Origin of the sequence: Eubacterium sp. CAG:161 (assembly GCF_000432355.1) — a bacterium.
In the GTDB taxonomy this organism is placed as follows: domain Bacteria; phylum Bacillota; class Clostridia; order Lachnospirales; family Lachnospiraceae; genus Eubacterium_G; species Eubacterium_G segne.
This window is the reverse complement of sequence record NZ_HF991837.1, coordinates 28,003-52,707: the sequence shown is the minus strand read 5'-3', so window position 1 is coordinate 52,707 and position 24,705 is coordinate 28,003. Positions and strand designations below refer to the sequence as shown.

Here is a 24,705-nt window from a genome sequence, read left to right as displayed (position 1 = left end):
TTTTCAGATGATGTTCCTCCTTTTTTTCGTTCAATCACCCTATTTCCATTTTAGCATATTAAATAAAAACCGATTAGGTGTTTTTTTTTATAAAAGTATCATTTTTATATTTTTTTAGTTATCTGAAAGTATAATAGCCGAGTATCAAACAAACTCCTATAGAACCTTTAAATCTATTTTATCATAAAATAAACATATTTTTTTAACCATTTTTGCAAATCCAACTATATTTCTTCCCGGTCTTTCCACTAGTATCATCGACATACGTATCTCTTTACCTCCTTCACTGATGACCAGTTGGTGTAAACCTTATTTTCATTAATTATCTTATATGCCCTAAAACGTACATAATATTTCTTTTTCTTTTTTAAATTTTTCGGCTTAAAATATACTTTCGACGTTACTGCTGTTTTTTTTCCTTTTTTGAATTTCTTATCTGTTGCATACTGAATCTGGTATCCCTTAGCCCCGGTAACTGCAACAAAAGTAACCTTTTTCCTTGCCACTTTCTTAAATTTTGCTTTTTTGACGGCAAAAAAGGCCGACCGGGTTTTAAGTGAATATCCCAAAGGTTCAACATTATACTCATTTTGAGCCATGGGATAAACATTGTAAAACTCCATAGTCTTGTACTCTTCTAAGCGGGTATGTTTATTAAAATTATCTCCTTTTAAAAAGTAACGATATTTTATTCCATTTTGTATTAGTTCAGCGTCCCAGGTTGAATCAAGATTGTAATAGTAATCTCCAAGCTTTACAATATTCCAGCCATGGCGCACATTACGACTTCCAAAACCTGCAATAACTCTTACAGATATTCCCAATTCCTTAAGTATCCTGTACATCAGCTGGGCATATCCCTGACATACTGCATTTCCCCTAAACAAGGCTGACCACGATGTATATACGATTTCATCAACTGTGCTATCAGAATATTTTACGTGTTCACACACATAATCATATACCATTTTAATTACTTCATATTCTGTAGTTTCTTCTGTAATTTCCAATTGGCTTATAATTTCTTTCACCTTGGCATCTACCTGCTTTTTTTGCTCTAAAGTAGTGAGATACCATACTTCAGTCCTGAAGTGATAATAATAGTAGATTTTCTTTTTTTCTTTTCTTGTATAACGTGTATAGGAAGGATATTCCCTGTCTATATCCCAATACATGTAATCCCCTTCGTCACCCTTTGATGTGACTTTAAATGCCTGACTCTCCAGTTCATCAAACACTTCTGCCGGAACAGCATTCGTTGATTTAACATATGCGTTTACTTCATACTGATGATTTAACAGCTGTTTTCTATAACCTGTAGCTGCTTCAGCAACTGACTTATATGCAGAGGTTTTCCTGTTTCCTGAATACAGTCTTTCTCTTCTTTCAACAAGGATTAATTTTCCCCTTGTTTTCATAGTGGAAATCTCATCAATCGCATTCCTGCTAATTGTGTCAGCATAAACATTATTGTTACACCATGTTACATTCTCCATTGGAGAACATAACATGACAGTAGCAATAATAAGACATATTATTCTTTTAATTTTTATTTTCATTTAAACTCCTGTTATTTTATTTTTCCATAACGGGTACTAAATTTTTCTCCGTTATATTTAAGCTGTCTTACCATCTTCTTTCCGCCCTTTAAAGTATATGTGAACCTCTGATTATGATTAGCTCTTAATCTGAATTTCAGCTGATAAGTTCCAATTAATATTGAATCTACCTTATTTTTGGTACTTATAACTGTATCAAATCCCAGATAGTCATTATTCTTATCTATAATTCTAAGACACATTTCGTCCTTGTAGAGAACCTGTGAAATATATATCTTATATATCTTCTTTTCTCCATTAACTTTTCCCGTATGTTTCCATGTGCCTACCCAGTATTTAACCTTACTGTTAAAGCTGCTCATTTTACTATAAAGTGTTCCTGCTTTTTTGTAGCTCTTCTTAATTGTTTCAAGGAGTTTCATTGCCTCAGAAATTTTTCCCTGTTCTCCTAATTTTACAGCCTGCTTATAAACACTTTCATTAAGGTTCTCTGACTTGGTATACTTAGATACACTATTGTATATTTCCATGCCGTTTTTTGTATCGCCCTTATCTACTAAAGCTTTAGCATAGCCATATCCATATGTCCCGTACTCTGTTTCGTAAGATTTATCCTTTGCATACACATTTTTAATTGTGTTCCATGCTGTTTCATAATCTTTTTTGAGGTAATAAATTTCTGCCATCCCGGCACTTGCCCTATTAACCAGATTCATATCTGCTGCCGCATTGCTGCTTGACTTAAATAAATCCATTGCCTTATCATATTCTTCACTTTGCAATGCCGTGGCACCTGCATAATAATCTAAAAATGCTCCGCACATTTTTCCATATCTGCTGTTTTTGTCAGAATTATACCCTTTTTTGAAATACTCAGTTGCCTTATTTTCATCTTCACTATCTAACTGATTTAATCCCAGATTATAATATGCTTGGGCTAAATATTCCTCACTTTTTAAGAAACCGTTAAGTTCATTAAAGGAATTTATAGCCTCTTCATAATTCTTATTGTTAATTAACTTTTTAGCTGCCGTATATTTCTTATTAGGAATAAAGTAAGTCATAACAGCCACTGCTGCTAATCCTGCTATAATCACAATTATAATTGCTGCCGTAATATATCTCTTACGAACCGCCTTTTTTCTGTTTACACGTCTGCTTTCACTGTTTTGCTTTCTTTCCTCATTCTGCTTTACTATGGCATATTTTCTTTTGGCATCATTAAGCAACTCTGCTGTATTCATATACCAGTAAATTCTCTTAAATATCTCTATTCCATTGGCAATGCTTGCTGAATCGTCCTTTTCAACATCCTCCGTTGCTGAAATATAGCTGTCTTCATAGTCCTTAAGCTTTGCCTTTGCAAACACTTCCACATCATCAAGTACCCCTACCGATTCACATATTGCCTCTTTTTTATTCCATACTGTTCCGTCTTCAAAAACAACACTGTCTATTTTTATTACAAATTTCTCTGCTGCTTCATTTGAAACAGTTATCTTTGCAGCTTTGCCCTTTGATTCTAAATACTTAAGTCCTAAAGCTCCATACTTATGCTGAATTTCTTCTGCATTGCCCTCATTATCACTGGCATATACAGTTATATTTAAATCCCTGATTGTCTTTTCATAAATATTGGTAAACTTAAGGGTAAGTCTGTTCTTATTGCTTACGGTATCACGCTCAAGCTCTCCTGTTTCAAACAAAACAGGACTTCCGTATGTCCATAAATTCTCTTTTAAATCTAATATTTTTTCATAACGCTTTAAGCCTTCAGACTGTGAAACTTTATTGTCGTTCGTTTCCGAATTATTTATGTTTTCTGAATTACTTAAAGCTTCCGCACTATTTTCCTGCTGATTTGCAGTATCTTCTATAATATTTTCATTCATCTTTTCTTCCATATTAGTCTCCAATAATAATATTTTTAAGATTATAGTATCAATGGTTATTGTATCACATTTGACAAAATAATACACCCCAAATGTTGATATCTGCTCCAACACTTAGGGTGTATAAAAATTTGTATGAGATTTTAAAATAATTTATTTTTTAATTTTTACATGCTTAACCTTTGACCAGCTTCCATATATCTTTTTGCCTTTATATACCTTATATGCTCTTACCTTAACATAGCAGGTACTTTTCTTTTCAAGTCTCTTTAACGTATACTTTGTTTTTGTAGTATTTTTTTGTATATAGCCCTGAAATCTTTTATTGTCGCAATATCTGATTTGATATCCCTTGGCATCTTTTATCTTCTTAATGGTAAGGCTTACTTTTCTTCCCTTTACATTTTTCATGGATTTAACTGTAGCCCTTGCCGGTTTCGCCTTTGCTTTCTTTTCCGCCTCTGCTTTAGCTGCAGCAGCCTTCTTTGCTGCTTCTTCCTTAGCTGCCTGCTCTTTTTCGTCAGCAATATCCTGAGCTGTCTTGTCTCTGTAATATCTTACATAGTCTACTTCCATTGTTGCCGGAAGTGCTGATGTTGCAGGCAATTGATTAGAAGTTAAATTTCCTCCTACTGCCACATTTAATAACATATAGTAATTATCTTTTAATTCTTCCATTCCGGCTACATATGTATAAGAACCTATTAATTGATTATCATAGAATACTCTTATTTTGTCGTCAGTTCTGTAAACGCCGTATGTATGCCACTGGGTTTTATCAAAATTCGGGAAACCGTATGCTGTCGGGAACTTACTTTCATAATGATCCTTTGTAGGTGCTGCCACTGTTGTCCAATGCATTGTTGCATATGGGAACTGGTTGGTATTTATGGATTCCATTATGTCAATTTCACCACACATAGGCCATGTCTGTCCGTTAGTTCCTAACATCCAGAATGCCGGCCATATACCTTTTGCTGAAGGAAGTTTGATTTTTGCTACAACGTAGCCGTTTCCCACTTCCACTTTTCCTGCTGTTTTAATACGTCCCGAGGTGTAATTTTTTCCACCTACAGACTGCTTTCTTGCAGATATTTTTAAAGTTCCGTTGTTTACATATACATTATCTGTGGAACTTGTATAATATTCCTGTTCGTTGTTTCCCCAACCCCAGTTTCCATTTCCAATTTCATAAGTCCAGTTGTTTGTATTAAGTGCATCTCCTTCAAACTCATCCGACCATATTAACTTCATGTCACTTGGATCAATAGTAAGTGTGTCCTGATTATATGAAGCACTTACACCGGTGCTTGCTGCCAAAATTCCCACCATTGTAGCTATAACTGCTAATGCCTTTCTCATATGTTAAACCTCCATTGTATAATAAATGAAAACCTTTTTATGTTCACTTTCATATTACACAATAACGTTTTTATTCTCAACAGTGTCTAAAATATGCTAACCAATTATAAAATTTTTACACCTTTTATGGCACCGGTGTCTGTGTTCGTTTATGATGTAAGCAGAACAAAATTTTGCCACCTCTGATATCCGGATTACTTCATTGCCAGCCAATTTCTCTAATTCCTAAACAGCTTAACATTACTTCACCACATTGTTTTCAATAAGATTTCCCATTTCAAAAGATTTGGCATTCTCTAAAGTTGTGTAGCTTATTGCCTCTAGTGCCTCTTCTGTTAAAAATGCCTGATGAGAAGTAACTATTACATTTGGAAACGACAAAAGTCTTGATGTTATGGATGTCTCTAATATATCATCTTCCCTGTTTTCAAAAACATTCTTAGTTTCCTCTTCATATACATCAAGACCTACACTGTGAAATTTGTGCTCCCTTATTCCCTGTATCAAATCCTGAGTATCAATTAAAGCTCCCCTTGATGTATTTACTAAGACCACGTTGTCCTTCATTTTTTTAATAGTCTTTTTATTTATCATATGATAAGAATCATCTGTCAGTGGACAATGTAGGGAAATTAAGTCGCTTTTTTCTAATACTGTATCTAAATCCGTATATTCCACAAAATTCAAATCCGGATTTTTGTAAATATCATATGCCATAACCTTCATTCCAAATCCTCTGCAAATACGACACATTGCCGCTCCGATTTTTCCTGTTCCAATTATTCCTGCTATTTTTCCATAAAAATTAATTCCCGTAAGTCCCACAAGGCTGAAATTATTTTCCCTGACCTTAATATATGCCTTGTGAATATGTCTGTTACTGGCAAGGGCTAATGCCATGGCATGCTCTGCCACAGCTTCCGGTGAATATCCCGGAACTCTTAACACCGTAATTCCATATTTTTTTGCAGCCCCTACATCCACGTTATTATATCCCGCGCAACGCATAAGAACTAACTTTACGCCACATTCTTTCAATATTTTTAATACTTTTTCACTTACATCAGAACTTACAAAAGCACATATGGCATCATATCCTTTTGCATATTTTGCAGTTCTTTCACTTATATCTTCCTCCGCATACTCTATTTGAATGTCCTTATATTCAGGGATTATTTTATCAAAGGATTCCCTGTCATATTTTTTTGTGTCATAAAATAAAATTTTCATGTATTTATTACCTCCTTTTAAAACATAACATACCATATGGAAGTTTTATAGATATCAGAAAAGCACAAAATAGCGAAGCAAAAGCTCCGCCATTAATTGTTACATAATATTCATATAGATACTTACATATCCTCTTTCCGTCTGGCTTCCACTGCTTCTTCTAACATCATATCCTTAACCTTCATTAAACGAATCTGGGTACTTCTCTCATTTTCATCTAATTTCATGGTTATATATTTTATATTGTCCAAAGCCTGAGGAATTATTACATGTTCTAATGCATTTACCCTTCGTCTTGTTTTTTCTATTTCCGATGCCATAAGCTGACATGATTTTTCTATTTCAGCAAGCTTTATCATATCAGAAAAAACATTAGACAATGAGTATACTGCATCATCTAAATCCCCGGCAGTGAAAGCATATCCATAAGAATATATATCCCTTCCGCCAATTTCAGTTTTAGCACAAAATTGTGGAATGTCAACACTCATTATATTTTTGTAATCCTGCTTTATTTCCAACGACTTATTATTAGCCATAAGGGCTGTGTTTAAAACCTCTTCACTCATTCCTGCCCTGGCCACGGCAAACTCCCTGTTTGCCCTTTTAAGTCCCTCTTCAACTTTAAGTCTGAGCCTCATATTTTCCTTTATCATATCCATAAACTGTCTTACTAACTCGTCACGTTTATCCTTTAACAGTTTATGTCCTCTTGTGGCAGACATAAGCTTCTTTTTTTGCCTTGTAAGCTCCATTCTCGTTGGATTTACACGTGTAGATGCCATAAAACTTCCCACCTTTCGTTAACAAATCCGTTATATGTCCTACTTGCTAATATAGTATTTATCAAGGTATTTTTCGTCAATACGCTTTAATTCTGATTTTGGAAGCATTGACAAAAGTTTCCAGCCTACATTCATTGTCTCCTCTATGGATCTGTCTGTATCATATCCCTGGGAAACATATTCCTTCTCAAATTCATCTGCAAACTTAGCATAAATAAGGTCAATATCAGACAATGCTGCCTCACCTAAAATTGTCATAAGTTCCTTGGCATCCTTACCTCTTGCATAGGCAGAAAACAGCTGATTCATTACATTACTGTGGTCAGCTCTTGTTTTTCCTTCACCTATACCTTTATCCTTTAATCGTGAAAGTGAAGGCAATACATCAATAGGTGGTGTAATTCCCTTTCTATATAGTTCACGGCTTAAAATAATCTGTCCTTCCGTTATATATCCTGTAAGGTCAGGAATAGGATGGGTTTTGTCATCCTCAGGCATTGTAAGAATAGGAATCATGGTTATACTTCCGTCTTTTCCTCTCTGACGGCCTGCACGCTCATAAAGTGTGGCAAGGTCAGTGTACATGTATCCCGGATAACCTCTTCTTCCAGGGACTTCCTTTCTTGCTGCAGATACCTCACGAAGGGCATCTGCATAGTTAGTAATATCAGTAATAATTACCAGTACATGCATTCCCTTTTCAAAGGCAAGATATTCTGCTGCTGTAAGTGCCATTCTAGGGGTGGCAATACGTTCAACTGCCGGGTCATTGGCAAGGTTCATAAACATTACAGTTCTGTCAATGGCTCCTGTTTCCTTAAAGCTGTTGACAAAAAAGTCTGATTCCTCAAAGGTAATTCCCACTGCTGCAAAAACTACTGCAAAAGGCTCATCTGTTCCTACTACCTTTGCCTGTTTTGCAATCTGAGCTGCCAAATTGGCATGAGGAAGACCTGATGCGGAAAATATAGGAAGCTTCTGTCCCCTTACTAATGTATTTAAGCCGTCAATGGCAGATATTCCTGTCTGAATAAATTCTGAAGGATAATTTCTTGCTGCCGGATTCATGGCAATACCATTAATATCCTTTCTTTCATCAGGTAAAATATCCGGACCGTCATCTATGGGATTTCCAAGACCATCAAATACTCTTCCTAACATGTCCATTGACACTCCAAGTTCCATGCTTCGTCCTAAAAATCTTACCTTACTGTTTGAAAGGTTAATACCTGTTGAATCTTCAAAAAGCTGAACTAATGCATTGCTTCCGTTTACCTCTAAAACCTTGCATCGTCTTACCTCTCCATTTGCCAGTTCTATTTCACCTAATTCATCATAAGTTACTCCTGAAACGTCCCTTACCAACATAAGAGGTCCGGCAACTTCCTGTATGGTTCTGTACTCTTTTGGCATATTAGAACTCCTCCTTCTTTAAAGTATTGGCAATCTCAATATCCAGTCTGTCGTTTATTTCTGCAAATTCTTTATCAAGCTCATCTTCATGAGTATATTTAAAACGTCCGATTGCCTCACGGACAGGCATTTTTATCAGAGCTTCCACATCTGCTCCATTGTCCAATGCCTCCTTAGATTTCTCATAAAATCCAATTACTAATTCCATCATCATCTCCTGTTTCTTAAGAGACGTATATGTGTCTACTTCGTGGAAGGAATTTTGATGAAGATAATCCTCTCTAATAGAACGGGCAGCTTCCATTTTTAGTCTGTCCGGTGCAGATAATGCATCCATACCTACCATTTTTACTATTTCGTCCAGTTCTGACTCATCATGTAAAAGACTCATTAACTTTTGTCTTAAAGTAAGCCAGTTCTTATTAACATTTTCCGTAAACCATCCACCTATGCTGTCTACATAAAGGGAATAGCTTGTAAGCCAGTTTATTGCCGGGAAGTGACGCTTATATGCCAGATTAGAATCCAGACCCCAGAATACTTTTACAATACGAAGGGTTGCCTGGGATACCGGCTCTGAAATATCTCCTCCCGGAGGTGATACGGCACCGATAACTGATAATGCCCCGTCTCTTCCTTCTTTTCCCAGGGTAACCACATCCCCTGCCCTTTCATAAAACTGGGCAAGACGGCTACCTAAATATGCCGGATATCCTTCTTCACCAGGCATTTCTTCCAATCGTCCGGACATTTCACGAAGGGCTTCTGCCCATCTTGAAGTGGAATCAGCCATAAGGGCTACTGAATATCCCATATCACGGAAATATTCCGCAATGGTTATACCTGTATATATGGAAGCCTCTCTGGCTGCTACAGGCATATCTGATGTGTTGGCAATAAGAACTGTTCTTTCCATAAGGGAATGTCCTGTTTTAGGATCCTTTAACTCCGGAAATTCATTTAAAACATCCGTCATTTCATTTCCACGCTCGCCACAGCCGATATATACTACAATATCTGCCTCAGCCCACTTAGCAAGCTGATGCTGTATAACTGTTTTTCCGCTTCCAAATGGTCCCGGAACTGCTGCCACACCACCTCTTGCAATAGGAAACAGTGTGTCAACAACTCTCTGACCTGTAATAAGAGGTTTATTAGGTGCCTTCTTTCTCTTGTAAGGTCTGCCTTTTCTTACCGGCCATTTCTGCATTAATGTAAGTTCCTTTTCACCATCTGAAGTTTTTATTACTGCAACGGTTTCAGTTACATCGTAGGTTCCTCCGTTTATTTTTACGATTTCACCCTTAATTCCATATGGGACCATTATTTTCTGTGTAACTACGGCAGTTTCCTGTACGGTTCCAATAATATCTCCTGCCTCAACCATATCTCCTACCTTTGCCGTAGGAACAAATTCCCATTTTAATTCTCTTTTAAGTGACGGAACCTGAACTCCCCTCTTTAAAAGATTTCCGGAAACCTTCATAATGTCATCAAGAGGTCTTTGTATACCATCATATATGCTGCCTATTAATCCCGGACCTAACTCAACAGACATTGGTGCACCGGTGGATACAACCTCTTCTCCTGGTCCAAGTCCTGACGTTTCCTCATATACCTGAATAGATGCCCGGTCATCATGCATCTCTATTATTTCACCTATTAATTTTTTATCGCTGACCCTTACCACGTCAAACATGTTAGCATCACGCATTCCGTCAGCAATTACCAAAGGTCCTGCTACTTTTCTAATAATTCCCTTGCTATGTTCCATGCTTCTTCCTTTCCTGTCATCAGGTTACCTGTCAACATTTTCTAATTATTTCCAAATACAATGTCAGAGCCTATTGCCTGTTCCACTGATTTCTTGACTCCTGAAACACCTTCTCCGGTGTTACCAAGTACACCGGGAATCAAAATAATTGCCGGGGTTACTCTTTCCCTGTATCTGTCTATTTCTTCGGAAATTTCTGCCGCTAATGATTCAGTTATATAAATAATTGCATATTCATTATCAGCTAACCTTCTAAGTTCCTTTATTGCCAAAACCTTGTCATCTAAAGGAAATATATCAACTCCTAAGGCACTAAATCCGTATATGCTGTCATAATCACCCATTACTGCTACCTTATACATACATTTCCCTCATTCTTTCTCTGATAAACCCGTTATCAAATCCATTTAACTTACATGTTAAAATTATCCTTATGGTCTTAATTTCCATTTCCTTTGCTATGGCATAGGCTATAATTGGGCCTACAGTAAAGGAATTGTATTTTTCGGATTTAATACATTGGACAATTTTGTTATCACACCAGCATTCAAACACTGACATGGATTTCTTTAGTGCATCTACCCCATCTTTAAACCCTGTGCTTTCCAGATAAGTACACACACCTTCCATGCCTCCATCTACTGATGCTGCTAAATCCCTTATGCTTATTCCGTCACAGCTAACAACGCATTTTTTTACAAAATCACTGTTTTTGCCTGTGGCGGCACATCTTACTGCAATTTTTATATTAGCAATGGTAACTGTCGTATCGGCATATTTTCTAATTAACTTACTTTCGGAATTTTCTCCCATTTCCTTTATTTTCTCAAGAGCTGCCTTATCAATTATTACATCGCATATCTGTCCGCTTCCTGTCTGAATCAATGTATCTGCTGCTTCCTTAGCCGGCTTTTCCATATTTTCAGGTAGTTTCTGATACTTTCCCTGCCTTATGGATTCCATAATAATCTCCGGAGACAATTTAGTTCCTTCATAGAAAATATTGTCATTATTACTGTCTGTACAAACCTGCTTAATTGCCGCCTTTAGGTTATGATACTCGTCACCTATCATAAGAATATCCATTTCATTACTGTCATCTGATAATTCTTTTATAAGTTTAGATGTATTCTTTTTTTCTATGGAAATCATTTTCTCTAAAGAATCTGCACCATTTCCCCAGCCCTTGGACTTTAGAAATGCAATGCACTGACTGTAATCACTACACTGCAACAGTGCCGTCATATCATCATCAGAAAATAGCTTTCCCTCTAATGCCCTTATTCTGGCAACACCGTAAGTATAATCCTTTTCCATGGCATTACCTCCTAATTTCCGGTACCAAATAATACTTTATTGGCAACATCTTTAAGCTTATCTGAATTTGCCATAAACAGAGATTTTACCGTGCAGTTTTCTTCAATATCACCGTAAGTTAAAATAAATCCTCCATCAATGTTTTCAGGCTTTTCATTTATTTTAATTTCTCCGCCTTTTTCCTTTGCTGCCTGATTAATTTCATCCTTAAACCATTGAGGCATCCGGCTTAAATCCTTTTCATTAAACAGGATTTTCCCCTTTTCACATGTTACATTAGCCTTAAATAATTCAAGCATTAGTTTAAAGTATTCTTCACTTTCAAGTTCTAAAAAAGTCTTTTCTGCTTTTTCAATTACTTCATTAATGCAGCTCTGTTTTGCCATAAGTATGGTTTTTCTTTTTCTAAATTCACCACCGGATTTTGTTTTTTTCTCATATAACTTTCTGTCAGCTAAAGATTTTTTATTGATTTGTTCTACCTGTACTGCTACGTCAGCTTTTACACCATCCATATACTCGTTGCAATATTCTTCAGCTTCATTTAAAATCCGGTTTGCTTCCTTCTGTGCCTGAGAATGAATTTCCTGCACAATGTTGTCTAATCCACTCATACACGTCTCCTTTTCAACGTATCTCCTTTAATACCATCTCCTACAATGAAATTCCGTTAATTGCCAGGAATGAAATAAGAAGTGCTAAAATAGCATACGTTTCAACCATTGCAGGGAATAACATTGCCTTTGCAAACTGTTCAGGTCTTCTTGCAACAATTCCGATACCTGCTGCTGCTGTTTTTCCCTGTGCCTTTGCAGAAATAAGACCTACAATTGCAATTGGAAGACATGCTGCGAGTATTTCAAGTCCCTGAAGAGATGATACCTGTACGGAAGTTCCTCCAATGATTCCGATTTTTGATAATGTAACGAAACCGATTAATAATCCGTAAAGTCCCTGAGTACCCGGAAGTAACTGCATAACTAATACCTTAGCAAACTTTGACGGGTCTTCAGTCATAACTCCTGCCGCCGCTCTTCCTGCTATACCTACACCAATGGCTGAACCTGCACCTGCCATTAACACTGCTAAAGCTGCACCTAATAATGCATAAAATAATCCTAAATTTTCAAAAAAATCTCCAAATGTCATAATTAATTCTCCTTTACATTAATGTATTTTGTATTTTCCTTAAAAGGCTTAAACTCTCTGCTTCCGCCTTCATAAAACTTTCCAAAAAATTCAACGTACTGTAATCTGTTGGTGTGAACATAGGAACCTAAAAGATTAATTGCCAGGTTAAATGTGTGGCCAAATACAAATACCACTATAAAAAGTATAACTCCGCCTATACTTTTTCCTCCCATGGCTGCCATGGTGTTAATAACCTTTGCAATTACTCCTGTGGCAAGTCCTAATGCCAATAGTCTTGAATATGACAACAAATCACTGAGCCAGCTGGTTGTGTCATAAAGGCTGTAGGCTCCTAATAACAGTCTCTTTATAGGATTTTTTGCCCTTCTTCCTGCCATTAAAAGTATTCCCAACATTCCACCTAATGCCATTACCTTTGCCAGCATATTTATACCTGCCGGAAAAACTATTGTTGTTCCTGAAAGGGATGCAAATAATGATGTTGGAACTAATAGCAATATCAGTCCTATTAAGAACACGTACCATAAAACCACGTCACACACAAATGCCATTACATCCTTTTGCTTAAGCAGCTGGTATCCCTTTATTGCCAGTCCTGTAAATAAATGTATAATCCCGAAAATCATACAGTATATTAACATTTCCATTGGCTTTTCTATAGGTTCAAACCATAATGCCGGAATGGTTATTGTGGTGTCAAAAAATGTTTTGGCAATAACCTGTATTGCATCTCCAAAATATCCGCCAAATAATATGCCCCATACCAATGTGGAAATTCCACAGTTTTTAAACATTCTAAGAGTCTTTTCCATGGTTGGTGACATTCCCGGATATTTTTTTAGTGCAAACAGACAACCTAGAAATATTATTAAACCATAGGCTGCATCACTTAGCATAATACCGAATAGTACATAATAGAAAAATGCCGTAATGGCTGTGGGGTCGATTTCGTTTTTGCCCGGATATCCGAAGGATGTTACCACATCCTCCACTGCCGCAGCAGTCTTATTATTTTCAAGAAGTACGGGAACATCTTCATCTTCCCCTACCTCTTCCGTATCAATAGCCACAACAAACTTTTTTTCCAGCTCCTCAATTAACTTTCCCGATTTTTTCACCGGAATAAATCCACTAACAAAAAACGTGTGCTTTGACTGAAGAATGGTTCCTACAACCCGGTATTTATCAGCCCTTACAGTGTAATAGTCTGAAACACTTTCTATTGACTGTCTGCTTAATGCCTCCCGGGCAAGTTCAGCCTTAATTTCAGCTATGTCGCTGTATAAATTTTCAATGCGCTTCCCTCTGTTTTTAATTGAAACAGCCGGCGTGTGATGTGCCACCACCTGAGGCCTGGTAAATCCCAGCTGCCTTAACGCTTTCTCCGTTTCTTCCGTCTTGTCCTTAATACATATACAGGTAATGTATGTCTGGAATTTATCAGCAGCTACTACCTGAATATATACTTCCTTTGGAAACTCTTCTATTTTTTCAATTTCTGAAATTAAAATCTCCTGAGTGTAACTTCCTAAGATACTTCCTAACATAAACACCGTATCCTTTGTTCCCTGATAATTCATTGGAACATCAAGATTTTTCCATATGCTTAATGCCTTAATTTCATCCTGATACTTTGCAATCTGACTTTCCTTTTCATCAAGATTTTTCTTTTGCTGAATAATCCTGTTCACTAAAGACATTATTTCCTGTTGGTCGCTAATTGTCTTTAAATATTCCGAATCAGATATCTGTTTCTTCCCCTCTAGAGAAGATAACATTGACTTCTTTTCAGGTGCATACATATCTAAAATTTCCAAGGCATTTTCAGCTAAAGAAACATTCCTTTCAAAAATTGAAATCTGGGTAGCCGTATTGGTTTTAGTAAAAACCTCATCTTCCTTATCCTTTTCAATTATCTCCAGACAACCACGTTTTTGTAGTAGCTCAAGAATTTTCTTCCGGTTTGCTTTCATTGCGCATATATTAATTTTTTGCATTTGCAAAACTGCCATAAAAACCTCCTAAAACAATGCATCAATTACAGCTTTTACTGCCTCTGGCTGCCTTTCTGCTGCCTCTTCCTTTAGTTTTATTACCTGCCTGTCAATTTCTGCATTAAATTCTCTGTCTGCCTCGCTGCAACTTTTAATGGTTTCTTCCATATCCCTGCGGGCTTTATCTTTCACTTTATCTGTTTCCTCTTCCCTATATGATTGTGCCCTTATCTTAATGTCATTTTTCATGTTCATTGCATTATCCTTTGCCGTCATTACCGTTTTTTCAGCATCTGACTCTGCAATTCTAATTGCATCCACGGTTTCTTTAATCAATACAGGCTCCTCCTTTCTATCCACATTGTCTTTATAATTTCATTTCTTATCAAGTATGATATATCATAGAATAATTATATACAAGTATCATTTTATAACAGTTGTTGTATATTTTTACTATTTCGTATTTTGTATGCTTTTATTACTATTTTACATAATTGTTTTTATGAATTATTTCCTAAAACAATTATGCGTAAAAGTCCTTTTTTTATTCCTTTTATGACTACGGAGTGACTATTGTATTTCCCCAATCATAATCTATTTCTTTTGCATCCTTATTAACAACTTTAACTATTTTATTAAAAAGATAGGCATGAGCTTCCTTTGTATTCATCTTTACATTTTCATAAAGATTTTTTGCAACATCGTAAATAGAATATTGTGAAATATTGTCTCCATATACATAGGTACCATCATCCAGTACGGCATATGCCCTGACCATATACTTTGATGTAAATTCCTTAGTGGAAAATGCTCCGAACTTTATTGTTCTTACATAGTATGTTGCCGTATCGGATTCTCCAAATTTTTGTGCAGCAGTTCCATTAGCGGTAGATTCAAAGCTTGCAATATATTTATTACTACTATTAACGACCATCTCTGATTCCTTAATATTGGTTTTTATACCGTCTACTTCTGACACACCATAAATAAATCCCCACTTTACAACTTGTCCTTCATTTATTTTTAGTTCAACAGACGCAATAGTTCTTATTCCTCCTAATATTGTACTTATCTGGTATCCCTCTATTTTTAGTTCAGGGCTTGTTACAATATTATATATTGCACCTTTAGGCAAAATTTTGCTTCCATCTGCTGTTAAAAACCTGAATTTTTCTTGATTTCCTGTCACTTTATCTGCATTAGCCAGAATATACATTTCTTCATCTTCAGGGTCAACTAACAGGTATTTACCTGTCTTAACAGATTTTATTGCCACCGATGTATCATCTGATTCTTCGTTTAAGTTTTCAACTATAAATTTTGACTCATCATCAATGGTATCTGCATTTGCAGTAATATAATATCCATTTGAGCCATATGCTGCCCTTATATATTTTTCAGTAACTAAAGACTTAAATGAAACTGTACCATCAGAATTATTAACTATACCTATTTGCTCCCAATCTCCTCTACTGGTACTTCTTGCTAAAATAGTTGTATCTTTTGTTCCATTTTTCAACTGGGCATATTTATCATTAGACTCTGAATAAAGAAACATATATCCCTGGGAATTGTCTGTTGCCTTTTCAAACTGTATATAGTCCAAATTACATACATGTTCAGTATCTGACTTAAAAATGACATATAAATTTTGTACACCCTTTACTCTTGCTGTATCAACAGAAATTTCTCTCCAATCACTCCAGTTACCTGTATTATCTAATGGAACACTTGCAATTATGGTTCCATTAGTAGAACCAAGCCTTATTTCTATTCTCCCCTTTTTTTCTGCATCTTCTGTTTTTCTCGAATATCTAAGTTTAACTTTTGAACATCCTGTTTTTCCAAAATCAACGTTATAGTATGCAGTGTAATCTCCACTATTAATTCCACCCAGACTTCTTCCTCCACTGCTGTTATCACTGTTTTCAGAAATCAAACCTTTAGTATAGTCCATATCCTCTGCTTCTATAAGTGAATATGCATCTCTTTCAAGTCTGTCAGAATATGTAGGCATATTTGCCATAAGAGATATGGCATTATACGCTGTGTAGCATTCCCATGTTACATCTTCTGATGTTTTCTTATTCCATACACACCATTGCAAATTCTTTGAGTTTTTATTCATCCATGCTATTTTTGCATTGTCCCGGAAGAATGATAAATATTCCGGTCTGTTGAAATCCACTATGAACTTTCTTAAATATCTCATTAAAATTCCACGCATTTTTGAGTTGTCTGTGATATATGCATCTTCCTTAATTAATATATTGTTATAACACAAAGCTTTCATTGTATGATTTACAGCATTGCAGGCATCTTCATAATAACTATTATCTCCAAAGTGTTCATAAAGCATTGTTGCCGCCCCAATAAATGTCCCCTGATTATATGTTGAGCACCAGTATTCATGCATTGTATCCCAGACATGCCCTATTTCCTCTCCTTCTCGTACATACATAGAACTGTTTCTCCAGGCTGAATACAGTTTTTTTGCTTTTTCATAATAAGACATATCCCCCGTTGCTTCAGCCAGATAGCATGCCCCCACTGTTGCAGGTCCATTAATACAGGATGTTGTATCATCATTCTCATGATTCATTTTCCATATAAGCATTCCGTCGCTTCTCTTATTTGCTCTTTCGTACATTAAATCATAATTATGTTTACCATATGTTAAGTATTGTTCATCACCAAACAAAATATATGCTCTAACCGATGCCAAGACTGCCCATGCCAAATCGTCATTCCAATCCTTCCATGCCCAATCTTCTCCGTTGGTTGCTATAAAATCTTTATAAGTTGTAACAAACATATCTTTATATATTGCTTTACCTGTTGTTTCATAGCCATCAAGAAGTGCTTCCATTATTTCTGCCTCTCCCCAAAAACCATCATCACTACTATGAAATGTCATATACCCTGTTTTTTCATAGTATTTATAATAGTAATCTTTAAACGCATTTACCATGGTGTCATTCATTTCCTCTGTAAATCCATTATATTCCACACTGGTCTTTTTTAACTTCCATATTTGTCTCGGTTCATAATCTATACTTTTTGCTTTAGTCCACAAACGAACCTGAGCACCATCTTTATCCCTTTTGTCATCATCACTGATAATTTCCGCACATTCCTCCTCACCGTTGTCGTTTTTTACAGCAGACACAATATAATAACAACCTTCATATTTGCCTTCTGTTATAGGAACCAGTTTCCATTTGTAAATATCCGTACCATCATTTCCATTAAAATCCAGCTTATCACCATTACTTTTTCCTGTTATTTTCATAGTTTTGTCCGTAACAGTATTTGTAAATGTATAATATTCTCCTTCTTTCTTTACATTAAATCTCGCTAAGTCACTTAGGGCATCAGTATTCCATACAACGCAATCAGCATAATAATTTGATACATCTGTCTGGGTTATTGCTTTTTGGTTATAGACCGATTGAATAACATATACTCCGTCATTAATTGCTCCTTCATCTTCCGCCTTCACATTTTTTAAACCGTTTTGTCCCGGCAATGATGTTATAATCAATGCAACAGCAAGACACAATATCATTAATCTTTTTTTCATAAATGTATACCTCCTACTTTTTATATATATTCAACATAACACATTTAATTTTTCCAAACAATTAAACCTAAAATATGATATCCCTAAAAGAAATATGACATAACTTCACAAAAATATGACATATTTTTCTTGACAGTGAAATCTAATTATGGTATAAATATCTTTGTTGTGCAAAATTGCAAATAGGGGTGTAGTTCATCGGTAGAATAAGAGTCTCCAAAACTCCAGAGGTGGGTTCGATTCCTACCACCCCTGCTATTTAAAGAGTTCTGAGTCCTTTTTAAAGGTATTCAGAACTTTTTCTTTTTAGGTAGCTTATATTACATTAGCTGCCTCATTTATATTTCTTACACCAACTAATTCAATTCCTTCCGTATTTTTCAAATTTCCCACAGATACTTCAGGCATAATACATCTTTTAAATCCCAGTTTTTTTGCTTCCATTACTCTTTGCTGTGCCTGAGACACCGCTCTTACTTCTCCTGCTAAGCCTACTTCCCCAAAAACAATGGTCTTAGAATCTAAGGGACGGTTTTTGTAGCTACTGATTAATGCCATAACCAAAGCTAAATCAAGAGCCGGCTCTGTTATTTTCATTCCTCCTGCAATATTAACATAGGCATCATAATCTCCCATTTGTATTCCCATTTTTTTCTCAATAACTGCCATAAGAAGATTAACCTTGTTGTAATCAGTACCTACAGATGTTCTTCTTGGCATTCCAAAGTTAGTATGGGATATAAGTGCCTGAACCTCTACTAATATAGGTCTTGTTCCCTCCATAAGGCATGCCACCACAGAACCTGATGCATCCTCCGGTCTTCCTGAAAGCATAAATTCAGAAGGATTAAGCACCTGCTTTAGCCCATCCTCTCTCATTTCAAAAACACCTATTTCATTTGTGGAACCGAATCTGTTTTTTACGCCTCTGATAATTCTATATGCAGCATGTCTGTCCCCCTCAAAATAAAGTACAGTATCTACCATGTGTTCAAGGACTCTTGGACCTGCCACTACGCCTTCTTTTGTTACATGACCTACTATAAAAACGGGAATGGTATTTCCCTTCGCTATTTGCATAAGAGTATTAGTTGACTCCCTTACCTGACTTACACTTCCCGGAGCCGAACTAATGTCTTCCCTAAAAATGGTTTGAATGGAATCTATTACCACTGCATCAGGCTTTACCTCTGTTATCACACTTTCAATGGAGTCAAGACTGGTTTCTGCAAGCAGCTTAAGATTGTCACTAAACTTTCCCATTCTGTTAGCTCTAAGTTTTATTTGTTTTAAGGACTCTTCTCCTGATATATAAAGTATGTTTTTTCCTGCCCCTGACATATTTCTACATACCTGAAGTAAAAGTGTGGACTTTCCTATTCCCGGATCTCCCCCTACCAAAATAAGTGCTCCGGGAACTATTCCGCCACCTAAAACCCTGTCTAATTCAGTAAATCCCGTAGTTATTCTTTCTTCATCATTAGCCGTAACTTCATTAATAGCCACAGGCTTGCTGTTTAACAGACTTCTTTTTGTCTGCTTACCGTTATTTTTAACCAATTCTTCCACAAAAGTGCCTACTTCCCTGCACCCCGGACACACTCCCATCCACTTTGAGGATTCATATCCGCACTCTTTACAGAAGAATACTGTTTTTCCTGATTTTGCCATATTTTTCCTTTTCCCAATTAGTTTATTATATAAAAAACAATGCTGCTGTACTAATGCAAAATTATATTCACATTAATACAACAGCTTCGTTAATTTCGTACCTGTTTATGCAGCTACAACTTTAACCACGGTCATGCTGCCTTTTTGCAAGTCAACGTCAAATGTAATCTTTCCTCCAACATCAGTTTTAGAAACGCCTAAATCCTTGTCATCCACAAACACACTGTATTCCTTGTTTGATTCTAATTCTAATGTGATCTGTGTCTGTCCTGTACCTTCAACGAAGAAAGTAACCTCATCTGCTGTCTCTTTAAAAACATTTACTGCTGTTCCCGGAATTGATTCATACACAAAAGTTCCGTTTCTTTCTAATTTTGTCATTTCATTCCATGTCTTTACCTTATACAAGTCACCTGCTACCTCAAAATCTGCAAGTTTCTTCTTTTCCGGTAAATCATAGTTACCAAAACTAATTGATCCGTTACTTTCTTTTTTGATTAATTCCTTGACTGTTGCCATTTCATCCTCCTGTTCACTGTCACTTTGGTGACCTTTCTCTAGATATGAACATTGTACCATAAAACTACAAATAATTGCGAAAAAAGTATGAATTTTTTATAACTTTTTTTCAATTAATTTTCCTGCTTATTTTCCCTGTCCACCTTAAAGGTTACCTTTCCATTTTTACATGAAACAGTAACTTTATCATTGTTATTTACATTGCCGGAAAGCACCTCTTCTGCTAAAGCATCCTCCACCTTTGACTGAATTTTCCTTCTAAGTGGTCTTGCTCCGAATTTTTTATCATAGCTTTCCTTAGCTATCATATTTTTTAAGGTCTCCGTAAATTTAAGTTCTATTGCCATTTGCTCTTTTACCTGTTTTGCCAGATTTTTAAGCATTATGCCTACGATATTTTTAACCTCTTTTTCAGTAAGAGAATGGAATACTATTATGTCATCAATTCTGTTGATAAACTCAGGCTTAAACATAAGCTTAACTTCTTCCATAACGTCAGATTTCATTTTTTCGTAGTCCTTCTTTTCGTCATTTACAACACCAAAGCCTAAATTTTTCGGATCCACAATTCTGTTTGCTCCCACATTACTTGTCATAATGATAATAGTATTCTTAAAGCTTACTTTCCGACCCTTTGAGTCTGTAATATGACCGTCATCTAACACCTGTAAAAGTACATTAAATACATCCGGATGGGCTTTTTCCACTTCATCAAAAAGAATAACAGAATAAGGATTTCTTCTTACCTTATCACTGAGCTGACCGCCCTCATCATATCCCACATATCCCGGAGGTGAACCTATCATTTTTGAGACACTGTGTTTTTCCATATATTCAGACATATCAATTCTGATAATGGAATCCTCGGTGCCAAAAACAGCTTCTGCCAAAGCCTTTGAAAGCTCTGTTTTTCCCACACCTGTAGGCCCTAAAAACAAAAATGAACCTATAGGTCTGTTAGGATTTTTAAGTCCTACACGACCTCTTCTTACGGCTTTTGCCACGGCACTTACTGCCTCATCCTGTCCTACCATTCGTTTATGCAAAACTTCTTCCAGTTTAAGAAGTCTCTTTTGCTCATTTTTTTCTAATTTAGTAACAGGAATACCGGTCCACATTGATACTATATCCTCAATTTCCCTGTCAGTAATCTTCTGTCTGTTTTCCTTCTCTGATAATTCCCACTTTTCATTTTCAATCTTTACCCTGTTTTCTAATTTGTCCAGCTTCTTTTTAATTTCTGCTGCTGTACTAAAATCAGCATTTCTAACATACATATCCAATTCTAATTTAAGTTCAGCTATTTGTATCTCTTTATTTCTAATAGCCTTAGGCTTCGGATCCTCATGAATACGTTTCTTTGAGCAGGCTTCATCTATTAAATCAATTGCCTTATCCGGCAGATTTCTGTCGTTAATATATCTCATTGACAATTTTACCGCTGCTTCAATGGCTTCATCAGTAATATTTATTTTGTGGAAATCCTCATAGGACTTTCTTAGACCTTTAAGAATTTCTATTGCATGCTCCTTAGTTGGTTCTTCTACTGTTATTGGCTGGAACCTTCTTTCTAAAGCAGCATCCTTTTCAAAATATTTTCTGTATTCATTAATAGTTGTGGCACCTATTACCTGCAAAGTTCCCTTTGTAAGGGAAGGCTTTAATATATTAGAAGCATCCATTGAGCCTTCAGCACTTCCTGCCCCTACAATCATATGAATTTCATCAATAAATATTATTACATTTCCTGCTGCCTCAACTTCATCTATGATACTTTTTAATCTGTCTTCAAATTCTCCTCTGTACTTAGCCCCTGCCACGGTGCCGGTTAAATCAAGACTTATGATTTCCTTGTCCTCCATGTTTTTTGGAACTTTTCCCTCCACAATTCTTGTGGCAATTGCCTCAACGATAGCTGTTTTCCCAACTCCCGGCTCTCCAATTAAACAAGGATTGTTCTTTGTTTTCCTGCTAAGTATCTGCAATGCTCTTTGAATTTCAATATCCCTGCCTATAACCGGGTCTAACTTGCCTTCTCTTGCTTCTTCAGTTAGATTTCTTCCGTATTTTTCCAAGGCTGTTTTTCTGCTTTGTCTGCCATTTCCTTTTCTGTCATCCTTAAAATACTTCTTTGCCTCACTTTGACTGCGACCACAAAGCCTTAATATATCCATGCATACTTTCTTTGTATTAACATCATAACTGGTAAGTATTTTGCCGGCTTCACATGTTCTGTCTGTAACCATTGCCATTAAAATATGCTCGGTTCCTATTTCCTTAAGTCCCTGCATATTGGCTTCACTATAGGCATTTTCCAATATTAAATTAGCTTTATAATTATATTCTAACTGTCTTTTATCCGGTATAACGTCCTTCGCCTTAATATCCACGTCATAACCTGCTTCCATAAACCCGATAACATCTGAATATGTGAATTTGTAGTGACTAAGCAGTTTAGCCGTAACACTGTCTGCCACTCTGCACATACCGGCTAAAATATGTTCTGTTCCTATATATTTAATTTTACAAAGGTGAGCAATATAATTAGCATAGGCTAATGCCCTATCAGCCTGTTGCGTAAAAACATATTTTCCCATCTGTTCTTCCTCCATCTTATTGTCAGATATAAAGTATAACCATCATTTATGTCAAATATTTAAACTGTTTTTTAAGAAAGGAGTAACTCTAACCTGTATTTTTGTTAGAATCACTCCTTTGTTATTATCTGCTACTTATTAATTAATATCAATAAATTCAAAATCATCATCGTCCTCTTCTTCATCATCAGCAAGCATGGACTTTAATGTTTCTTTTATATCTTCTTCCGTTTCTTTTTGAGCTGCCTTTGTATCATTTTCAATTTTTTCTTCTTTTGAAATTGTCTCCGGTGCTTTCTCCTGATTATCTTCTACAGTTTCAGGAATTTCTTCTACGGTTTCATCCTCTGTAATATCAATGAAAACTTCTCCGTCTTCATCATCTTCTCCACCGTAAAATCCTTCATCAGATTCTAAATCCGAACCAAAAGTAGGCTGGTCACCATAAGTTCTTGTCATAACATCTCTTCCAAAGAACTTTGATGAATCATCTTCCTCTTCCAGTGTAAGCTCATCTGATTCAAGGTTAAATGTAGGAGCCTCTTCATTGTCTTCCTGCACATTCTCCTGTATATCTTCCGGAATAAATTCCTCTACAGGCTCTTCAATTTCTTCTAAAGGCTCTTCAGAATCAATATTATCTATATCTTCTTCCTCTTCTGCCTTCTTTTCTTTCTTTGACTTCTTCTTTTTCTTTTTAGGACTCTCTTCTTTTGTTTCCTCTACATCAGGCTTATAATTGTTGTCTTTGTCTTTCTTAATCCTCTTTTCCTTTTTGTTTAAACCAATGTTAATACACAGGAAAATCAAAATAATTATAACAACAACCAATCCACACATAACTTTTAAGAAAATATTATATTTTTCCACAAGCTTGTTATAATCTTTTTCAAGGTTATTATAGGCTTTAGCTGCTGCCTCTGACTGATTATTTGCATCATTTGATACTAAATATCTCTGGAAGCACTTCTCATTATCATCATAGCAGTAAAGATTTGTTTCTCCATTCCAGTTCATGGCATAAACTAAATACATTCCCTGCTCTTCATCTAATGCCCAGGCATTTACTTCATTATCAACTATTGTTATTTTCTTCTTGTCATAATTCTTAAGAATACCATCTGTTTTTTCCGGTTTTACAATGGTATACATTCTGCTTTTGATTTTTATATTATACATTGGATAAAATACATCTTTATCCTTGTCATATATATAAAATCCCTTTGTATCATCATTATAAAGGTAAAATGCAGTGATTTTCTTTACTTCGCCTTTGATACATGTATACTTCTTATCATTGTATTTTTCACTTGACTTTGTAAATCCGTCAGGAATATCTGCTTTTGGAAAAGATGAAGATATTTTCATCTGTTTCTTTCCTACTTTTACCGTTGTTTCCTTAGAACTTCTGTCTGTTTTGGGAGTGTCAGATGTATTTGAACCATCTCCATTTTCTGCCTTATATGATTCATCTTCATCAGCAGTCAGCTTAGTTGTATTCAAAGTATATTTCTGAACAGTTCCACTTGTTGATGTTACAGATACTTCTGTTAAGTTTTTTCCTGTATCCATCTTTGTGTTTGCCCACTCTTTTTCAACAACAGCTTTAGATGTGGAATCAGCCGGCACTGCTTCTATCTGAATTTTTTCAGTAGTAGACAACACTGTAAGATTATAAGTATAAGTAGTTGAATTAAAATTCATCTTAACTTCTGTCTTATTTCCTGCTGCATCTACTGCATATACCTTTAGTGAAGACAAATCCGTTGCCTGGTCTGCACTTACACATGTAGCAGTTCCAATAACTAAAACAAATAAAGTTACAACCGTTACCCACAGATTTCTAATTTTCATCAT

General features: G+C 35.8%; 18 protein-coding genes and 1 tRNA gene. 1 reads left to right on the top strand and 18 read right to left on the bottom strand.

Going from position 1 to position 24,705, the window contains the following annotated elements; all coding sequences use genetic code 11:
* Nucleotides 1-254 precede the first annotated feature (254 nt).
* From Q5O30_RS00820 to Q5O30_RS00755, 14 genes are all read right to left on the bottom strand, one after another.
* Entirely contained in the window at nt 255-1,559 is a 1,305-nt protein-coding gene (locus Q5O30_RS00820) for a transglutaminase domain-containing protein (protein ID WP_021951875.1), read from the bottom strand.
* Between the two features lie 11 nt (nt 1,560-1,570).
* On the bottom strand, nt 1,571-3,463 hold the full coding sequence (locus Q5O30_RS00815) for a lipopolysaccharide assembly protein LapB (RefSeq protein ID WP_021951874.1): 1,893 nt from the start codon (nt 3,461-3,463) through the stop codon (nt 1,571-1,573).
* 141 nt (nt 3,464-3,604) lie between these two features.
* Nucleotides 3,605-4,813 (bottom strand): family 16 glycosylhydrolase, encoded by a 1,209-nt coding sequence (locus Q5O30_RS00810; protein WP_021951873.1) that lies wholly within the window; start codon nt 4,811-4,813, stop codon nt 3,605-3,607.
* Nucleotides 4,814-5,053: 240 nt separating this feature from the next.
* Complete coding sequence (locus tag Q5O30_RS00805; protein ID WP_021951872.1) at nt 5,054-6,043, bottom strand: 2-hydroxyacid dehydrogenase; 990 nt, start codon at nt 6,041-6,043, stop codon at nt 5,054-5,056.
* Nucleotides 6,044-6,165: 122 nt separating this feature from the next.
* Nucleotides 6,166-6,828, bottom strand: a complete 663-nt coding sequence (locus Q5O30_RS00800; RefSeq protein WP_021951871.1) for a V-type ATP synthase subunit D — start codon at nt 6,826-6,828, stop codon at nt 6,166-6,168.
* Between the two features lie 39 nt (nt 6,829-6,867).
* Nucleotides 6,868-8,241, bottom strand: a complete 1,374-nt coding sequence (locus Q5O30_RS00795; protein WP_021951870.1) for a V-type ATP synthase subunit B — start codon at nt 8,239-8,241, stop codon at nt 6,868-6,870.
* Nucleotide 8,242: 1 nt separating this feature from the next.
* Complete coding sequence (locus Q5O30_RS00790; RefSeq protein WP_021951869.1) at nt 8,243-10,015, bottom strand: V-type ATP synthase subunit A; 1,773 nt, start codon at nt 10,013-10,015, stop codon at nt 8,243-8,245.
* 41 nt (nt 10,016-10,056) lie between these two features.
* On the bottom strand, nt 10,057-10,377 hold the full coding sequence (locus Q5O30_RS00785; RefSeq protein ID WP_021951868.1) for a V-type ATP synthase subunit F: 321 nt from the start codon (nt 10,375-10,377) through the stop codon (nt 10,057-10,059).
* Nucleotides 10,370-11,332: a V-type ATPase subunit gene (locus Q5O30_RS00780; RefSeq protein ID WP_021951867.1), complete on the bottom strand. Its 963-nt coding sequence runs from the start codon at nt 11,330-11,332 to the stop codon at nt 10,370-10,372. The genes Q5O30_RS00785 and Q5O30_RS00780 overlap by 8 nt, the downstream gene beginning before the upstream one ends.
* An 11-nt stretch (nt 11,333-11,343) precedes the next feature.
* Nucleotides 11,344-11,946, bottom strand: a complete 603-nt coding sequence (locus tag Q5O30_RS00775; RefSeq protein WP_021951866.1) for a V-type ATP synthase subunit E — start codon at nt 11,944-11,946, stop codon at nt 11,344-11,346.
* Nucleotides 11,947-11,986: 40 nt separating this feature from the next.
* Nucleotides 11,987-12,481, bottom strand: a complete 495-nt coding sequence (locus tag Q5O30_RS00770) for a V-type ATP synthase subunit K (protein WP_021951865.1) — start codon at nt 12,479-12,481, stop codon at nt 11,987-11,989.
* Nucleotides 12,482-12,483: 2 nt separating this feature from the next.
* Nucleotides 12,484-14,496 (bottom strand): V-type ATP synthase subunit I, encoded by a 2,013-nt coding sequence (locus tag Q5O30_RS00765; protein ID WP_021951864.1) that lies wholly within the window; start codon nt 14,494-14,496, stop codon nt 12,484-12,486.
* A gap of 9 nt (nt 14,497-14,505) precedes the next feature.
* On the bottom strand, nt 14,506-14,814 hold the full coding sequence (locus Q5O30_RS00760) for a hypothetical protein (protein ID WP_021951863.1): 309 nt from the start codon (nt 14,812-14,814) through the stop codon (nt 14,506-14,508).
* Nucleotides 14,815-15,037: 223 nt separating this feature from the next.
* The gene (locus Q5O30_RS00755) at nt 15,038-18,061 is read right to left on the bottom strand and encodes a glycoside hydrolase family 76 protein (protein ID WP_021951862.1); all 3,024 of its coding nucleotides are present in this window, start codon (nt 18,059-18,061) and stop codon (nt 15,038-15,040) included.
* A 184-nt stretch (nt 18,062-18,245) separates the two neighbouring features.
* On the opposite strand from Q5O30_RS00755, the gene Q5O30_RS00750 reads away from it, so the two are divergent.
* Nucleotides 18,246-18,316, top strand: a tRNA-Trp gene (locus Q5O30_RS00750).
* A 60-nt stretch (nt 18,317-18,376) separates the two neighbouring features.
* Here the strand turns inward: Q5O30_RS00750 and radA are convergent.
* The 4 genes from radA to Q5O30_RS00730 all read right to left on the bottom strand — a co-directional run bounded on the left by radA (nt 18,377) and on the right by Q5O30_RS00730 (nt 24,705).
* Complete coding sequence (gene radA / locus Q5O30_RS00745) at nt 18,377-19,732, bottom strand: DNA repair protein RadA (protein WP_021951861.1); 1,356 nt, start codon at nt 19,730-19,732, stop codon at nt 18,377-18,379.
* A 105-nt stretch (nt 19,733-19,837) separates the two neighbouring features.
* Nucleotides 19,838-20,251 carry a hypothetical protein gene (locus tag Q5O30_RS00740; RefSeq protein ID WP_021951860.1) on the bottom strand — a complete coding sequence of 138 codons (414 nt, stop codon included), beginning with the start codon at nt 20,249-20,251 and terminating at the stop codon, nt 19,838-19,840.
* Between the two features lie 113 nt (nt 20,252-20,364).
* Entirely contained in the window at nt 20,365-22,848 is a 2,484-nt protein-coding gene (locus Q5O30_RS00735; RefSeq protein WP_021951859.1) for an ATP-dependent Clp protease ATP-binding subunit, read from the bottom strand.
* A gap of 138 nt (nt 22,849-22,986) precedes the next feature.
* Nucleotides 22,987-24,705, bottom strand: coding sequence for a cadherin-like beta sandwich domain-containing protein (locus tag Q5O30_RS00730; RefSeq protein ID WP_021951858.1), 1,719 nt, complete (start codon nt 24,703-24,705; stop codon nt 22,987-22,989).

What these genes read in the sequence shown, in the direction of transcription:
- Q5O30_RS00820 (WP_021951875.1), bottom strand. Translation starts at nt 1,559, where the DNA reads ATGAAAATAAAAATTAAAAGAATAATATGTCTTATTATTGCTACTGTC.
- Q5O30_RS00815 (WP_021951874.1), bottom strand. Translation starts at nt 3,463, where the DNA reads ATGGAAGAAAAGATGAATGAAAATATTATAGAAGATACTGCAAATCAG.
- Q5O30_RS00810 (WP_021951873.1), bottom strand. Translation starts at nt 4,813, where the DNA reads ATGAGAAAGGCATTAGCAGTTATAGCTACAATGGTGGGAATTTTGGCA.
- Q5O30_RS00805 (WP_021951872.1), bottom strand. Translation starts at nt 6,043, where the DNA reads ATGAAAATTTTATTTTATGACACAAAAAAATATGACAGGGAATCCTTT.
- Q5O30_RS00800 (WP_021951871.1), bottom strand. Translation starts at nt 6,828, where the DNA reads ATGGCATCTACACGTGTAAATCCAACGAGAATGGAGCTTACAAGGCAA.
- Q5O30_RS00795 (WP_021951870.1), bottom strand. Translation starts at nt 8,241, where the DNA reads ATGCCAAAAGAGTACAGAACCATACAGGAAGTTGCCGGACCTCTTATG.
- Q5O30_RS00790 (WP_021951869.1), bottom strand. Translation starts at nt 10,015, where the DNA reads ATGGAACATAGCAAGGGAATTATTAGAAAAGTAGCAGGACCTTTGGTA.
- Q5O30_RS00785 (WP_021951868.1), bottom strand. Translation starts at nt 10,377, where the DNA reads ATGTATAAGGTAGCAGTAATGGGTGATTATGACAGCATATACGGATTT.
- Q5O30_RS00780 (WP_021951867.1), bottom strand. Translation starts at nt 11,332, where the DNA reads ATGGAAAAGGATTATACTTACGGTGTTGCCAGAATAAGGGCATTAGAG.
- Q5O30_RS00775 (WP_021951866.1), bottom strand. Translation starts at nt 11,946, where the DNA reads ATGAGTGGATTAGACAACATTGTGCAGGAAATTCATTCTCAGGCACAG.
- Q5O30_RS00770 (WP_021951865.1), bottom strand. Translation starts at nt 12,481, where the DNA reads ATGACATTTGGAGATTTTTTTGAAAATTTAGGATTATTTTATGCATTA.
- Q5O30_RS00765 (WP_021951864.1), bottom strand. Translation starts at nt 14,496, where the DNA reads ATGGCAGTTTTGCAAATGCAAAAAATTAATATATGCGCAATGAAAGCA.
- Q5O30_RS00755 (WP_021951862.1), bottom strand. Translation starts at nt 18,061, where the DNA reads ATGAAAAAAAGATTAATGATATTGTGTCTTGCTGTTGCATTGATTATA.
- radA (WP_021951861.1), bottom strand. Translation starts at nt 19,732, where the DNA reads ATGGCAAAATCAGGAAAAACAGTATTCTTCTGTAAAGAGTGCGGATAT.
- Q5O30_RS00740 (WP_021951860.1), bottom strand. Translation starts at nt 20,251, where the DNA reads ATGGCAACAGTCAAGGAATTAATCAAAAAAGAAAGTAACGGATCAATT.
- Q5O30_RS00735 (WP_021951859.1), bottom strand. Translation starts at nt 22,848, where the DNA reads ATGGGAAAATATGTTTTTACGCAACAGGCTGATAGGGCATTAGCCTAT.
- Q5O30_RS00730 (WP_021951858.1), bottom strand. Translation starts at nt 24,705, where the DNA reads ATGATGAAAATTAGAAATCTGTGGGTAACGGTTGTAACTTTATTTGTT.